This window comes from Mesorhizobium sp. P160927 (assembly GCF_057766385.1).
In genome coordinates this window covers 2995440-3008222 of sequence record NZ_JBYMDW010000001.1, presented here as the reverse complement: position 1 = coordinate 3008222, position 12783 = coordinate 2995440, and the positions used below count along the sequence as shown (strand labels likewise).

The 12783-nt window shown below is 63.3% G+C and carries 14 protein-coding genes; 6 read left to right on the top strand and 8 right to left on the bottom strand.

Going from position 1 to position 12783, the window contains the following annotated elements; genetic code table 11:
- Positions 1 to 183 precede the first annotated feature (183 nt).
- Positions 184 to 447, top strand: coding sequence for a DUF1344 domain-containing protein (locus AC3CB8_RS14460; RefSeq protein ID WP_023783490.1), 264 nt, complete (start codon positions 184 to 186; stop codon positions 445 to 447).
- Between the two features lie 21 nt (positions 448 to 468).
- Here AC3CB8_RS14460 and AC3CB8_RS14455 read toward each other — a convergent pair whose 3' ends face one another.
- From AC3CB8_RS14455 to AC3CB8_RS14440, 4 genes are all read right to left on the bottom strand, one after another.
- Positions 469 to 1056, bottom strand: a complete 588-nt coding sequence (locus tag AC3CB8_RS14455) for a histidine phosphatase family protein (protein ID WP_352566454.1) — start codon at positions 1054 to 1056, stop codon at positions 469 to 471.
- Between the two features lie 52 nt (positions 1057 to 1108).
- Complete coding sequence (gene fabI, locus AC3CB8_RS14450; RefSeq protein WP_023772939.1) at positions 1109 to 1927, bottom strand: enoyl-ACP reductase FabI; 819 nt, start codon at positions 1925 to 1927, stop codon at positions 1109 to 1111.
- Positions 1928 to 2032: 105 nt separating this feature from the next.
- Entirely contained in the window at positions 2033 to 2965 is a 933-nt protein-coding gene (locus AC3CB8_RS14445; protein WP_023772940.1) for a DnaJ C-terminal domain-containing protein, read from the bottom strand.
- Between the two features lie 100 nt (positions 2966 to 3065).
- Positions 3066 to 3527, bottom strand: a complete 462-nt coding sequence (locus AC3CB8_RS14440) for an RT0821/Lpp0805 family surface protein (protein WP_023772941.1) — start codon at positions 3525 to 3527, stop codon at positions 3066 to 3068.
- 40 nt (positions 3528 to 3567) lie between these two features.
- On the opposite strand from AC3CB8_RS14440, the gene pdxH reads away from it, so the two are divergent.
- Positions 3568 to 4185 carry a pyridoxamine 5'-phosphate oxidase gene (gene pdxH / locus AC3CB8_RS14435; RefSeq protein ID WP_023772942.1) on the top strand — a complete coding sequence of 206 codons (618 nt, stop codon included), beginning with the start codon at positions 3568 to 3570 and terminating at the stop codon, positions 4183 to 4185.
- Between the two features lie 8 nt (positions 4186 to 4193).
- Here pdxH and AC3CB8_RS14430 read toward each other — a convergent pair whose 3' ends face one another.
- Complete coding sequence (locus tag AC3CB8_RS14430; RefSeq protein WP_023772943.1) at positions 4194 to 4946, bottom strand: crotonase/enoyl-CoA hydratase family protein; 753 nt, start codon at positions 4944 to 4946, stop codon at positions 4194 to 4196.
- Positions 4947 to 4965: 19 nt separating this feature from the next.
- Positions 4966 to 6735: an acyl-CoA dehydrogenase family protein gene (locus AC3CB8_RS14425; RefSeq protein ID WP_352566452.1), complete on the bottom strand. Its 1770-nt coding sequence runs from the start codon at positions 6733 to 6735 to the stop codon at positions 4966 to 4968.
- A gap of 210 nt (positions 6736 to 6945) precedes the next feature.
- Between AC3CB8_RS14425 and AC3CB8_RS14420 the strand changes: the two genes are divergently transcribed.
- Both AC3CB8_RS14420 and AC3CB8_RS14415 read left to right on the top strand, forming a co-directional pair.
- Positions 6946 to 7182, top strand: a complete 237-nt coding sequence (locus AC3CB8_RS14420; protein WP_023783488.1) for a hypothetical protein — start codon at positions 6946 to 6948, stop codon at positions 7180 to 7182.
- Between the two features lie 133 nt (positions 7183 to 7315).
- On the top strand, positions 7316 to 8428 hold the full coding sequence (locus tag AC3CB8_RS14415; protein WP_352566508.1) for a glycoside hydrolase family 25 protein: 1113 nt from the start codon (positions 7316 to 7318) through the stop codon (positions 8426 to 8428).
- A 19-nt stretch (positions 8429 to 8447) separates the two neighbouring features.
- On the opposite strand, the gene purD is transcribed toward AC3CB8_RS14415, so the two are convergent.
- Both purD and AC3CB8_RS14405 read right to left on the bottom strand, forming a co-directional pair.
- Positions 8448 to 9725 carry a phosphoribosylamine--glycine ligase gene (gene purD, locus AC3CB8_RS14410; RefSeq protein WP_352566450.1) on the bottom strand — a complete coding sequence of 426 codons (1278 nt, stop codon included), beginning with the start codon at positions 9723 to 9725 and terminating at the stop codon, positions 8448 to 8450.
- A 152-nt stretch (positions 9726 to 9877) separates the two neighbouring features.
- Positions 9878 to 10699, bottom strand: coding sequence for a phytanoyl-CoA dioxygenase family protein (locus AC3CB8_RS14405; protein WP_352566448.1), 822 nt, complete (start codon positions 10697 to 10699; stop codon positions 9878 to 9880).
- Between the two features lie 90 nt (positions 10700 to 10789).
- Between AC3CB8_RS14405 and AC3CB8_RS14400 the strand changes: the two genes are divergently transcribed.
- Both AC3CB8_RS14400 and ubiA read left to right on the top strand, forming a co-directional pair.
- On the top strand, positions 10790 to 11701 hold the full coding sequence (locus AC3CB8_RS14400) for a LysR family transcriptional regulator (RefSeq protein WP_023772948.1): 912 nt from the start codon (positions 10790 to 10792) through the stop codon (positions 11699 to 11701).
- A gap of 82 nt (positions 11702 to 11783) precedes the next feature.
- The gene (gene ubiA, locus AC3CB8_RS14395) at positions 11784 to 12767 is read left to right on the top strand and encodes a 4-hydroxybenzoate octaprenyltransferase (protein ID WP_023772949.1); all 984 of its coding nucleotides are present in this window, start codon (positions 11784 to 11786) and stop codon (positions 12765 to 12767) included.
- Positions 12768 to 12783 lie beyond the last annotated feature (16 nt).

Sequence of the window (12783 nt, the reverse complement as noted above, 5' to 3'; positions counted from 1 at the left end):
GGAAAGTGCCCTGCCCGGCATCGAAACCGGCTGAAGCCAGCCTTCTATTGGCGTTTTCCACGGTGGTCAAACTGTGATCCGACGGATTTAGTTTTGACACATTCGGTTGGTTTCTGCTCTCCTCCATTCGCCGTTGAGGATCCGCCGCCACCCAGGCCGGCGCAATGACCAAAGAGGACGATGATGCGTACCCTGATTGGCGCTGTTGCCGCCACGCTGCTGCTCTCCACCGCCGCCTTTGCCGGGCAGACCGAAGGCCTGATCAAGAAGGTCGACAAGGACGCGCTGACGCTGACGCTGGACGACGGCAAATCCTACAAGCTGAACGCCGAAACCGATCTCGATGCGCTGAAGCCGGGGATGGACATCGTCATTGCTTATGATGTGACCGATGGCGAAAACGTCGTCACCGACATGCAGCTGCCGGGTGACAGCGACACGAACTAGGAGTTGGCGTCACCGGGCGTCCTAAAGCCACTCCAGGCTCCTGCCCTCAAGCTTTAGCACGCGATCCTGCGGTATCTCCAGGTTCGCGGCCTCGTCCTCGGCCATATCAAGCACGAAGCGAAACAGCGTGCGCATGACACCCCCGTGCGTCACGCAAATCGTCTGCCCCCGAAGCTCATCGAACCATGGCTTCACCCGTTCGAGCAGCATCTGGTAACTCTCCGCGCCTTCACCTGGCGGCTGAAAATTCCACTTGTCCAGTGCGCGGGATCGGCTCGCTCCGGGCGACTGCCTCTCAAGCTCGGCGAAGGTAAAACTCTGCCAATCGCCGAAATTGACTTCAATCAGTCTGATATCGGTTCGATAGGCGAGCGGATCGAGCCTCATGGCGGCGCGGATGCGTTCCATTGTTTCGCGCGTGCGTCTCATCGGACTGGCGACGAAGTCGAATTCCTGGGGAGCACCGACGAGTGCGGCCAGCCGACCCCCATTTGCGCTCGCCTGCTCGCGGCCAAGAGCATTGAGATCGGTATCGGCCTGGCCTTGAAGCCGGAACTCGGCGTTCCACGCGGTCTGGCCGTGGCGCACGATATAAACCAGCGGGTACATCAGCTCTTCCGGAGATCGGGCCAGTGCCTGGACGGAGGAAAGGCGGGGAGACCTAATCCTTGACTGTCGAAATATCCGGCGCGTCGACCGCTTTCATGCCGACGACGTGGTAGCCGGAATCGACATGGTGCACTTCGCCGGTGACGCCACGCGACAGGTCGGACAGGAAATAGACGCCGGAATCGCCGACCTCTTCCTGCGTGACCGTCTGCTTCAGTGGCGAATTGTATTCGTTCCACTTCAGGATGTAGCGGAAGTCGCCGATGCCGGAGGCGGCAAGCGTCTTGATCGGGCCGGCCGAAATGGCGTTGACACGGATCTTCTTGGCGCCAAGGTCGACGGCGAGATAACGCACGCTGGCCTCCAGTGCCGCCTTGGCGACGCCCATGACGTTATAGTGCGGCATGACCTTCTCGGCGCCGTAATAGGTCAGCGTCAGCAGCGAACCGCCCTCGGTCATCAGCGCTTCGGCGCGCTTGGCGATGGTGGTGAAGGAATAGACCGAAATGTCCATGGTGCGCAGGAAATTGTCGCGCGTCGTCTCGACATAGCGGCCGGTCAGCTCGTCCTTATCGGAAAAGGCGATGGCGTGCACGAGGAAGTCGAGCTTGCCCCAATGACTGGCGACATTGGCGAAGACCTGGTCCAGGCTCGCCGGATCGGTTACGTCGCAATGGCCGGCGACAAAGGCGCCCAGTTCCGCCGCCAGCGGCTCGACGCGCTTCTTGAAGGCTTCGCCCTGATAGGTCAGTGCTATCTCGGCGCCGTGATCGACGCAGGCTTTGGCAATGCCATAAGCGATCGACCTGTTGTTGGCGACGCCAAGAATCAGGCCGCGCTTGCCGGCCATCAGGCCCTGTCCACCCGCCATATGCGTGTTCTCCGCAAGATATCTGCTTTGTGGAGTGCCTATCGCACAGGCACACAGGCCCTTCAAGCGTTCAAACCGGACAGTTCGGGGGACAAAAGCTCTCGATCAGCCTTTTTGGCCGCGCAACAGCGATTCCAGCGCGCTATCGCCGCCTTCCGGCAGCATGATGCGCACATGGGCATAGAGATCGCCATGGCCGCCGGCTTTCTCCGGCAAGCCCCTGCCCTTGAGCCGCAGGACCTTGTCCGAGCTCGACCAGGCGGGAACGTTGACCGCGAGCCTGCCGGTCGGCGTCTCGACCGGCACCTTGGCGCCCAGCACCGCATCGACCAGCGAAACCGGCAGGTCGGCGTGCAGGTCACGGCCTTCGATACGGTAACGAGGATGGCGGCGGATATGGATCTTGACCAGTGCGTCGCCGGGTTGGCCCGGTCCCTGCTCGCCCTGGCCTTTCAGCCGGATGGTCTGGCCATCCTCGACATAGGCCGGCAGCTTGACCGCAACCTTGCGGCCATCCGGGAACATCGCCGTCACCTTCTCGGCATTGGCCGCTTCCTCGATGGTGACGTCGAGCGTGACGTTCAGGTCGGCTGCTGTCGCCGCCTGGCGGCGGTCGCCCGCGCCTGGCCCGCGCGCGCCTGAAAAGGCATCGCCGAAGATCTGGCTGAAGATATCGCTGTTGCCGTCGAACGGATCGCCGCCCGGACGGCCCGAGCGGAACTCGAATCGCGAGCCTCCTGCGCCCTGTTGCTGGCGGCGGAACCCGGCAAAGGGGTCGCCACCGCCCGCGGCACCTTCAAAACCCTGGAAACGCGGCTTGCCGTCGGCGTCGATCTCGCCGCGATCGAAAGCCGCACGGTTCTTCTCGTCGCCGATGACCTCATAGGCCTGATTGGCCGCCGCAAAACGGTCCTTCGCCTTGGGATCATTCGGATTTTGGTCCGGATGATGCTTCTTGGCGAGTTTCCGGTACGCCGATTTTATGTCCTTGGCCGATGCGTTCTTTGCAACGCCCAGCACCTCATAGGGGTCGCGCATGCTTCCTGCCCTGGAAATGAGTTGAGTCCATACTTGCCCCCTATATGCGCTCGCATAGGAAGAAATTCCAGTAGCGGACCTTCATATCGACGGCGGAAAATCAGAGTGCCTTGAAGCCCTGCATGCGCCAGCCGCCGGCACTGGCAAGACAGAGTTCACCCTGGAACATGGCAACGCCGTCAAAGCTTTCGCGCGAAGCCTTGAAGCGGCGGCAGGTCTGGCCCCCGTCCTTCAATTCCGCCAGTTCTGTGATGGAGCCGCGCGAGCCGGTGCCGGTGTTCGCCCACGGCACCGCCTGGCCGCCGAGTTGCTCGATATCGGCGGACGATACCGCATTGCCGATCGTCGTCTGGTCGGAGTCGCGATCCGAGTCAGCCGGCTTGAGCGAAGCCGATGTGCTGCTGGTCAGCATCGAGCGGTCGACTTCGGCCTTCTGCAGGCTGAAGCCACCTGCCCCGCAGGCCGCGAGCGGCAGGGCGACTGCCACGATCGCCACTTTCGTGCTGGCTGAAGCGATAACGCCCCATTGCCTGCTGTCAAAAGCTTGCGCGATACGCGACAATCGGCAACCTCCCTGGTCTCGTGACAATTTGAGAAAAACTATGAGTGACACAGAGTTAACAAGCAGTGACTTTACCGAGGCGGCCGAGCCGTTTCGCCTCTTTGCCGCATGGTTGGACGACGCTGTCAAAAGCGAAATCAACGATGCCAATGGCGTGGCATTGGCGACCGTCGATGCCGAGGGCATGCCGGACGTAAGGATGGTGCTGCTCAAGGGGTTCGATGAAAGCGGCTTTGTGTTCTACACGAATTTCGAGAGCGCCAAGGGCCAGGAGATTCTTGGCAGCATGAAGGCGGCGATGTGTTTCCATTGGAAATCGCTGCGCCGCCAGGTGCGCATTCGCGGTCCGGTGGAGCTCGTTAGCGATGCCGAAGCCGACAGCTATTACGCGACGCGGCCACGCGGCAGCCGCATCGGCGCCTGGGCATCGAAGCAATCGCGGCCGTTGGAAAGCCGCTTCGCGCTGGAAAAGGCGGTCGCCGAATACACGGCGCGTTATGCCATCGGCGACATCCCGCGACCGAAACATTGGTCGGGCTTCCGGATCGTGCCGAAGACGATCGAATTCTGGCACGACCGGCCGTTCCGGCTGCATGACCGCGTCGTCTTTTCACGAAACGCGGCAGGCGGTTGGGACAAGGCCAGGCTCTATCCCTGAAAAAACCTTCAGCCTTTTTTCCTGGTCATGAATGCCGTCAGGGCCGCGCGCGCCTCGTCGGATTTCAGCCGCTCGCGAAAATGCTCGCTCTCTATCTCGATGCGGGCAACCAGGTCGTCGCGTGAGCCACGCATCAGGTCGCGCGCGATCTTGAGCGCTTCCGGTGGCTTGGCCGCGATCTGGCCAGCCGCTGCAAGCACCGAAGCCTCCAGCCCACCTTCCTCGACTACCTCGTAGATCAGCCCGGCGGCCTTCGCGCGCTCGGCCGAAAAGCCCTCACCGAGACCGAGCAGGGCGAAAGCACCTTGCTGGCCCAGGATGCGGGGTGCCAAAAGGCTCGATCCTGCCTCGGGCACGAGGCCGAGATCGACGAAGGGGGTCCGAAACACGGTGCGCGGCGTGGCGAAAGTCAGGTCGCAGTGGAGGTTGATCGTGGTGCCGATGCCGACCGCGATGCCGTCGACGCCGGAGACGATGGGCTTTTCGACCCCGGCCAGGGCGATCAGGAAATCCCAGACTTCGGTGCCGCCATCGCCACCGGTGGCCACGACCATGAAATCGGCAAGGTCGTTGCCGGAGGAAAAGGCGCCCGGCACGCCGAGAAAGACATGAACGCGGACCGCCGGATCGGTGTCGCCTTCGGCAAGGGCCGCCGACATTTTCGCATACATGGCACGCGTCAGCGCGTTCTTCTTGTCCGGCCGGTTCATGCGGATTATCTGGATGGCGCCCTGGCGCTCGACGAGGATGTGGTCTGTCACGGTGTTTTCCTTGTGAAGGTCAGGCGGAAATCAGTGCCTCGGCGGCAGCAGCCAGGCTGCCGGCGCCATCGATGACGCGCCCCTTCAAAGCACTGGCTTCGCCAAGCAGGTTCTCGGCGAAGAAGCGGCAAAGCGCGATGCGGCCCTGGTCGGCAAGAGCGGCCCGCGCCAGATAGGCGCCGCCGGCGGCAAGCGAGATCAGCCGGAGATACGGCGTCGCACCGGCCAGCGCCTCCTCCGTCCGGCCCTCGGCCGACAATTTCAGCAGGAAACGCGTCGCTTGCGTCAAATCGGACAGCGCCTGATCGAGAGCATCGGCGGCGCGGCCAAAACCGTCGAGGGTCGACGTTCGCACAGCATTGGCGATACCAGCCAGTTCGTCGATGTAGCCATGCACATGCTCACCGCCACCGAGCGGCAGTTTTCGGGTCACCAGATCGATCGCCTGGATGCCGTTGGTGCCCTCATAGATCGGCGCGATGCGCGCGTCGCGATAGTACGCGGCCGCACCCGTTTCCTCGATGAAGCCCATGCCGCCATGCACCTGGACGCCAAGCGAAGCGACTTCCACGCCGACATCGGTCGAAAACGCCTTGGCGAGCGGAGTCAGCAAATTAGCACGGTCGCGCCAATGCGCCGCCTGGTCGCCAGACGACGCACGCGCCATGTCGATAGCGTGGGCACAGGAATAGCTGATCGCCCGCGCGATCTGGGTCAGCGCTTTCATGGTCAGGAGATTGCGCTGCACGTCCGGGTGATGGACGATCGGCGCCATGCCGGCGCCAAAATAATCGCTCGCCTTGCCCTGGCGGCGCTCATTGGCATAGGCAATCGACTTCTGGGTCGCGGCTTCCGCGACCGCCACGCCCTGCATCCCAACGGCGAGGCGGGCATTGTTCATCATGGTGAACATGCAGGCGAGGCCTTTGTTCTCCTCGCCGATCAACCAGCCGATGGCGCCAGGCCTGGTGCCTTGAAAACCGTCGCCATAGATCATGGTGCAGGTCGGCGAGGCATGGATGCCGAGCTTGTGCTCGAGGCCGGAACAGAAGACGTCGTTGCGCGCGCCGAGCGAGCCATCGTCGCCGACCAGGAATTTCGGCACCAGGAACAGCGAGATGCCACGCGTTCCAGCCGGCGCATCGGGAAGCCGCGCCAGCACCAGATGAATGATGTTGTCGGTGAAATCATGCTCGCCATAGGTGATGAATATCTTCTGGCCGAAGAGGCGGTAGGTGCCGTCGCCGGCGGGCTCGGCGCGGGCGCGCAGGGCGGCAAGGTCCGATCCGGCCTGCGGCTCGGTCAGGTTCATCGTGCCCATCCATTCGCCGGAGACGAGCTTTGCCAGATATGTCGCCTTGAGCTCCTCGGAGGCGTGCTTGTCGAGCGCTTCGACCGCGCCCATGGTCAGCGTCGGGCCGATGCCGAACGCCATGGCGGCGGAGTTCCACATTTCGAGTGCGGCGACACCAAGCATGGTCGGCAGCGCCTGGCCGCCATACTCTTCCGGCCCGGAAAGCGCATTCCAGCCACCGTCGATCCAGCGGCGATAGAGCTCCTTCCAACCCGGCGGGGTGGTGACCGCGGCATCCCTGAGCACGGCGCCATGCTCGTCGCCGATTTTATAAAGGGGGGCCACCTCCTCGGAAGCGAAACGGCCCGCCTCGCCAAGGACGGCGTCGACCAGATCCTCGCTGAGGTCTCCGAACGCCCCCTTATCGATGGCGGATTTCATGCCTGCCACATGCTTCAGGGTGAACGCGATATCCTCGACCGGTGCCCGATACATGCCGCTCGATCCTCCCTTAATGCATCGGCCTCGCCGACCCTAGAGCCAGCGCCGCCGCAAAACCACCCGCCTTTGGCGGTCTCCCATCGTCTTTTTACGTAAACGTCAAACTTTGTCACGCTGATTTTGCAATCAGGCGGGGCTGTATTAAATTCGACAGATGCCGGACAAATCGACCGGCGACCGAAAACCAGCGACCGGAACAATCCCATGCTTGCCAGACCTGACGCCTATCGCTGCATCGAATGCGGCTTGCCCTATCGGGCAACGGGGTTTTCCTATTATCACGGCGACCTGGGAAACGGTGCTGCCTACTGGTCGGATCGTGGCATATTGTGTTCGCCGCAATGTTCGCTCGCCCACCACCGCAAGCGCGCCGCCGAAGGCACGCTGCGGCAAGAGCCCGCGCCGGATCCGTTCGAATTTCAACCATTCAGCCAGCGCTGACTTCACCGCGGCCTCAGCATCGGGAAGCATTTCTTAACCATACCGGCTCACCATCGGTGTTTGGTCAGCGGGGATTCCCTGTTTGAAAACGCCGGCGCATCCTCTTCGCCGCTCAGCGATCGCTCTTGCGGCGATGATGGTGCTGATATCAGCGGCAAAGGCCTCGGATTTTTCCGAGCCGTGGAAGAACGCCGACCGCGCGCTGGTGGTCGACGCCTACGAATACAATTCCATCGACTGGGCGCGGCTTGCCACCGACAAGCGCATCACCGCCTTCATCAACAAGGCGTCCGACGGCATGCCGCCGCCTTATTTCTGCTTCGGCGGCGACACCGAGGTGAAGCTCTGCAAGGCATTGTGGAAGCGCCATGCGGTGACGCGCGAACTGTTTCAGACGCGCCGGGTCGTGGCCAAAGCACTCGGCATGAAATGGGGTGCCTATCATCTCGCCCGCCCCGGCAATCCGGTCGAGCAGGCTAATAATTTCCTCGATTTCGCCGATCCCGCGCCGGACGATCTGATGGCTCTCGATATCGAGGGCATCGATCCGTCGCAATGGATGTCGCTCGACGATGCCGAGGAGTTCGTGCGCCAGGTGCATCGGCGCATCGGTCGCTTCCCGGTGCTCTACACCAACGGCAAGACGGCGCAATACATCGCCGACAACCGCTACAAGTATCGGCTGCTGTCGCGGCTGCCGCTTTGGTACGCACGCTACAAGCCTGATATCGACGTGCATTTTCCGATGGGTAACTGGCAGGGCTATGCGCTCTGGCAATTCTCGGCACAAGCCAATTGCGGCCGCTTCCGTTGCCCCTACAGGGTGGCCGGCACGCCTGACAATATCGACGTCAACGTCGCGCCGACGGATGCCACCACGCTGCGCCAGCAATGGCCCTTTGGCGGGCTGATCGACGTGCCATCCGACTATCTTGCCAGCGTACCGGTGCCGCTCTCGCGCGAAGCCGCGCTCGCCGGCAAGGCCACCCTCATCTATGCGGATGTGGCAACACCGCCGACATTCGAGGAAATGGTCGCGGTGCTTGGTTCGCGTTGGTCAAAATTTCGTGACGGGTTCCGCATGCCAGTCGTGAAGACGGTACCGCGACGGCCGGAGTTCGGCATTGTGCAATATGTCGCCTGGAAGCGAACCGAACAGCGCTCCCCAGAACAACTCGACGCCGCCTTTGCCGCGGCCGACCCGCTCAGCACCGCTTCGACAACCCTCGACCGAGGTCAGCGGTAGCCGCCATCCGGTCAGAGCTTCAGCCGGCCTGTTCGCGCGCCACAGCCTGCCAGCCGATGTCGCGGCGGCAGAACCCATCCGGCCAATCGATGCGGTCGAGCGCGGCATAGGCCCGCGCCTGCGCCTCTCCGACCGTGGCGCCGGTCGCCGTGACGTTGAGCACACGGCCGCCATTGGCGACCAGCGCGCCGCCATTGATTGCGGTGCCGGCGTGGAAAATCTGAACGCCTTCACCGGCGGCGGCGTCGACGCCACGGATGACGGAGCCCTTCTCCGGTGTGCCGGGATAGCCCCTGGCCGCCATCACAACGGTCAGCGCCGCCTCGTCGCGCCAGCGTACCGACATATGCGCGAGCTGGCCATCGGTCGCGGCATTGAGCAGCACCAGCAGATCATCCCTGAGCCGCATCACCAGCACCTGGCATTCGGGATCGCCGAAGCGGGTGTTGTATTCGATCAGCTTCGGCCCGCTTTCCGTAATCATCAGTCCGGCGAACAGAATGCCGGCGAAAGGCGCGCCAAGCTCGGCCATGCCGCGCATCGTCGGCTCGATGATCTCGCGCATGGTGCGCTCGATCATGTCAGGCGTCATTACCGGGGCCGGCGAATAGGCGCCCATGCCGCCGGTGTTGGGACCGACGTCGCCGTCACCGACGCGCTTGTGGTCTTGCGCGGTGCCGAAGGGAAGCGCCGTGGTGCCGTCGCAGAGACAGAAGAAACTCGCCTCCTCGCCGGTCATGAATTCCTCGATCACCACCTCCGCGCCGGCGGCGCCGAAGGACCCGTCGAAGCAGGACGCGAGGGCCGCCTGTGCCTCCTCCATCGTCATGGCGACGGTGACACCCTTGCCGGCTGCGAGCCCGTCGGCCTTGATGACGATCGGCGCGCCTGTCTTCTCGACATAGGCCTTAGCCGAGGCCAGGTCGCCGAACCGGCCATAGGCGGCGGTCGGAATGTTGTACCGGGCGCAGAGGTCCTTGGTGAAGCCCTTCGAGCCTTCGAGCCGCGCGGCGGCCTTCGAAGGCCCGAAGACGCGGATGTTTTCGGCGCGCAGATCATCGGTGATGCCGGCGACGAGCGGGCCTTCCGGGCCGACCACGACGAGATCGATTTTTGTCTCCCGGCAGAAGGCAACGACCGCGGCGTGATCGGTGATATCAAGCTTAGTCAGTTCGGCCTCGCTGCCGATGCCCGGATTGCCGGGGGTCGCGTAGAGCTTGGTCAGCAGCGGCGAAGCGGCGATCTTCCAGGCCAGCGCATGTTCGCGGCCGCCGGAGCCGAGAAGAAGAACGTTCATGGCCACCTCTTGATGCCGCCTATCCCATAGAGAGAACAACCCGCTATTGCTCTCTGGGCGACGGGTCAAGGCATCAAGGTGGATTGCGCACGGGAACGTTATCCCTGTCGAATAGGGGCGCCGGCCACCGCCGCCCCTATTCCGGCGCTGGTTCAGCCCTGAAAGACCACCGGAAACCAATCCTCGCGCAACTTCTGTCCCGGCTGCATGCCATGGCCGGGATAGGGCGGCGAGGTGCGGCCCGGTCGCTCGACATAATGGGCATCATCGCCGACCCAGCGCAGCGACAACGCCCGGCGCCGGGCCGCGGTCATATTGCCGCGCGCGCCGTGTGCCGTCCTGAAGTCGAACAGGATGGCGTCACCCGGCTCCATCTCCCATTCGATAACTTTCATCAACGGATCGATGTCGGGATCGGGCACCGGGCGGTAATCGCCCTCGGCGGCGTAAAAATTGCCATCGTCCAGCCAGCGTACCGGCAGGATCATCTTGTCCCATTTGTGCGAGCCGGCGATCAGGCGCAGCGTCGCTTCCTTCACCGGATCGATGGGGATCCAGAAGCTCACCGTCTGCTGGCCGTCGACGAAATAATAGGGGATGTCCTGGTGCCACGGCGTCGGCTTCTGCGTACCGGGCTCCTTTACCAGGACATGGTCGTGGAAGAACTGCGCGGTGCGCGACTGCATCACCGCGGCCGCCAGTCGCGCCGCCGGCGAATTGCGCACGACATCGACGAATTCAGGGATGCGCTCCCAGTTGCAGTAGTCGTCGAAGAAGCTGCCCTTGCCGCCAGCGATGTCGGACGCGGTGGCGCTGCGGCTCCGCATGTTGCGCTCGATGCCGGCGGCAATCGCGTCGACCCAGCCCTTGAAGGCTCCGCGGATACAGACCGCACCGTCACGCTGATAGTCGGCAATTGTCCGCGCATCGATGATTTCGGAGTCGATTGGCTGTGCGGCGGTTTGGGGAGCCATGGTGTCCTCCTCTCAGGATCGAGGGCACTATCGCAATCTCCTCTCATTCAGTAAAATAATAACTTCTCATCTGACACATAGGTTCTGGCTATGAGCCTTACCCTCACGCAACTCCGCTATCTCATCGCCGTCGCACGCCATGGCAGCGTCACCGGCGCGGCGCGGGCGATCAACATTTCACAGCCGTCGATTTCAGTGGCCATCGACGCCATCGAAAGGGATTTCGGCCAGAAGCTGTTCGTACGCCAGCGGGGAAGCGGCGTCTCGCTGACCTCCTTTGGCCGTGTCGCGGTAGCGAAGGCAAAGCAGGTTCTTGCCGAGACCGACGAACTGATGAGCCTGGGTTCGGGCAATTCAGCCATCGGTGGCGAGCTGGTGCTCGGCTGCTTCGAGGATCTGGCGCCCTATTTCGCGCCGGGCCTCATCCGCGCCTTCTCCGAACGCCATCCAGCGGTCGCGGTCGTCGTCCGTGACGAGACGTTCGAGACGCTCGGGCGACGCCTGGCGGACGCCGCCGTCGATCTCGGCCTCAGCTACGATCTCGGCCTGCCGTCGCATTTCGCCCGCATCCTGTTGCACGAGCTTCGGCCGCATGCGCTGCTGCCGGCGGGCCATGCACTGGCGGGCCGCCCGGAGGTCAGCCTGGCGGATCTGGCCGGCTATCCGCTGATCACGACCGACCAGCCGCATAGCTGGCAGCATATGCTCGACCTGTTCCGCGGCCGTGGCCTGTCGCCGGTGGCCGACATGCGCACAAGTTCGTTCGAACTCCAGCGCAGCATGGTGGCCAACGGCTTCGGCGTCGCGGTCAGCTATACTCGCCCGCATGGCGACTACAGCTATGACGGCTTGCGCCTCGTCTGCAAACCGCTGTCGGATCCGCTGCCCATGCAGCGCATCATTCTCACCCACGACACGCATCAGCGCGTGTCGAATGCGGCGCTGGCTTTCATCGCGGTGGCGAAAGTCTGGTTTTCCACACGCGACATCTTCGTGTCGTGACCGTTGGCCGCCGCCGCTCCTCCGCTTGCCGCTCCTCCGCTTGCCGCTTGACGGTTTCCGCCGCTGCTGCCACTCCATGCCAATGGAACCTGTCCAGTCGAAAGCGGCCCAGGGTCGCGTCGCCGATGCGCCGAACCGCCATTGGGTCTATCGCGTGCTGCCGCGCGCCATCTGGCCCTATGCGCAGCTGGCGCGGTGGGACAGGCCGATCGGCTGGCAGTTGCTTTTGTGGCCATGCTGGTGGTCGGCCGCACTGGCGGCGAGCGCCTATCCGCGCCCAGGCGACCCGCTGCTCTCGCTACTGCCGGCGCCCTTGTACCTTGTGCTCTTCCTGATTGGAGCCATCGCCATGCGTGGCGCCGGGTGCAGCTATAACGACATTGTCGACCAGGACATCGATAGCCAGGTCGAACGCACCCGCTCACGCCCGCTGCCGTCCGGCCAGACCACGCGCCGGCGGGCTTGGCTGTTTCTTGTCCTGCAGGCCCTGGTCGGCCTGGCGGTTCTCTTACAGTTCAACAGCTTTGCCATTCTGCTCGGCGTCTGTTCGCTGGGGATCGTCGCCGTCTATCCATTCATGAAGCGGATAAGCAACTGGCCGCAACTGTTTCTAGGCCTCGCCTTTTCCTGGGGCGCGCTGATGGGGTGGGCGGTCGAGTTCGGTGATCTCGATGGACCCGCCATCATGCTCTATATCGGTTCGATCCTGTGGGTGATCGGCTACGACACGATCTATGCCCACCAGGACAAGGAAGACGACGCCATTGTCGGCGTGCGTTCGACCGCGCGGCTGTTCGGCGACAACACCAAGACATGGCTCGCAGGCCTTTATGGCGGTACGCTGATCTGCTTCGCCATCGCCTTCGCCTCGGCACAGGCGCCGGTGGTGGCACTGGCGGGATTGATCGCCGCCGGCGCCCACATGGCCCGGCAGATCGCGGTTCTGGATATCGACGATCCAGACCAGTGCCTGCGGCTGTTTCGGTCGAATAACCAGGTCGGCTGGCTAATCTTCCTCGGCCTGATCGGCGGCGCATTGTGGGTGGCGCTGAAGCCGCTGGTGTAGTCTTCCTTCTCCCCGT

What these genes read in the sequence shown, in the direction of transcription:
- AC3CB8_RS14460 (WP_023783490.1), top strand. Translation starts at nt 184, where the DNA reads ATGCGTACCCTGATTGGCGCTGTTGCCGCCACGCTGCTGCTCTCCACC.
- AC3CB8_RS14455 (WP_352566454.1), bottom strand. Translation starts at nt 1,056, where the DNA reads ATGTACCCGCTGGTTTATATCGTGCGCCACGGCCAGACCGCGTGGAAC.
- fabI (WP_023772939.1), bottom strand. Translation starts at nt 1,927, where the DNA reads ATGGCGGGTGGACAGGGCCTGATGGCCGGCAAGCGCGGCCTGATTCTT.
- AC3CB8_RS14445 (WP_023772940.1), bottom strand. Translation starts at nt 2,965, where the DNA reads ATGCGCGACCCCTATGAGGTGCTGGGCGTTGCAAAGAACGCATCGGCC.
- pdxH (WP_023772942.1), top strand. Translation starts at nt 3,568, where the DNA reads ATGAGTGACACAGAGTTAACAAGCAGTGACTTTACCGAGGCGGCCGAG.
- AC3CB8_RS14425 (WP_352566452.1), bottom strand. Translation starts at nt 6,735, where the DNA reads ATGTATCGGGCACCGGTCGAGGATATCGCGTTCACCCTGAAGCATGTG.
- AC3CB8_RS14420 (WP_023783488.1), top strand. Translation starts at nt 6,946, where the DNA reads ATGCTTGCCAGACCTGACGCCTATCGCTGCATCGAATGCGGCTTGCCC.
- AC3CB8_RS14415 (WP_352566508.1), top strand. Translation starts at nt 7,316, where the DNA reads ATGATGGTGCTGATATCAGCGGCAAAGGCCTCGGATTTTTCCGAGCCG.
- purD (WP_352566450.1), bottom strand. Translation starts at nt 9,725, where the DNA reads ATGAACGTTCTTCTTCTCGGCTCCGGCGGCCGCGAACATGCGCTGGCC.
- AC3CB8_RS14405 (WP_352566448.1), bottom strand. Translation starts at nt 10,699, where the DNA reads ATGGCTCCCCAAACCGCCGCACAGCCAATCGACTCCGAAATCATCGAT.
- AC3CB8_RS14400 (WP_023772948.1), top strand. Translation starts at nt 10,790, where the DNA reads ATGAGCCTTACCCTCACGCAACTCCGCTATCTCATCGCCGTCGCACGC.
- ubiA (WP_023772949.1), top strand. Translation starts at nt 11,784, where the DNA reads ATGGAACCTGTCCAGTCGAAAGCGGCCCAGGGTCGCGTCGCCGATGCG.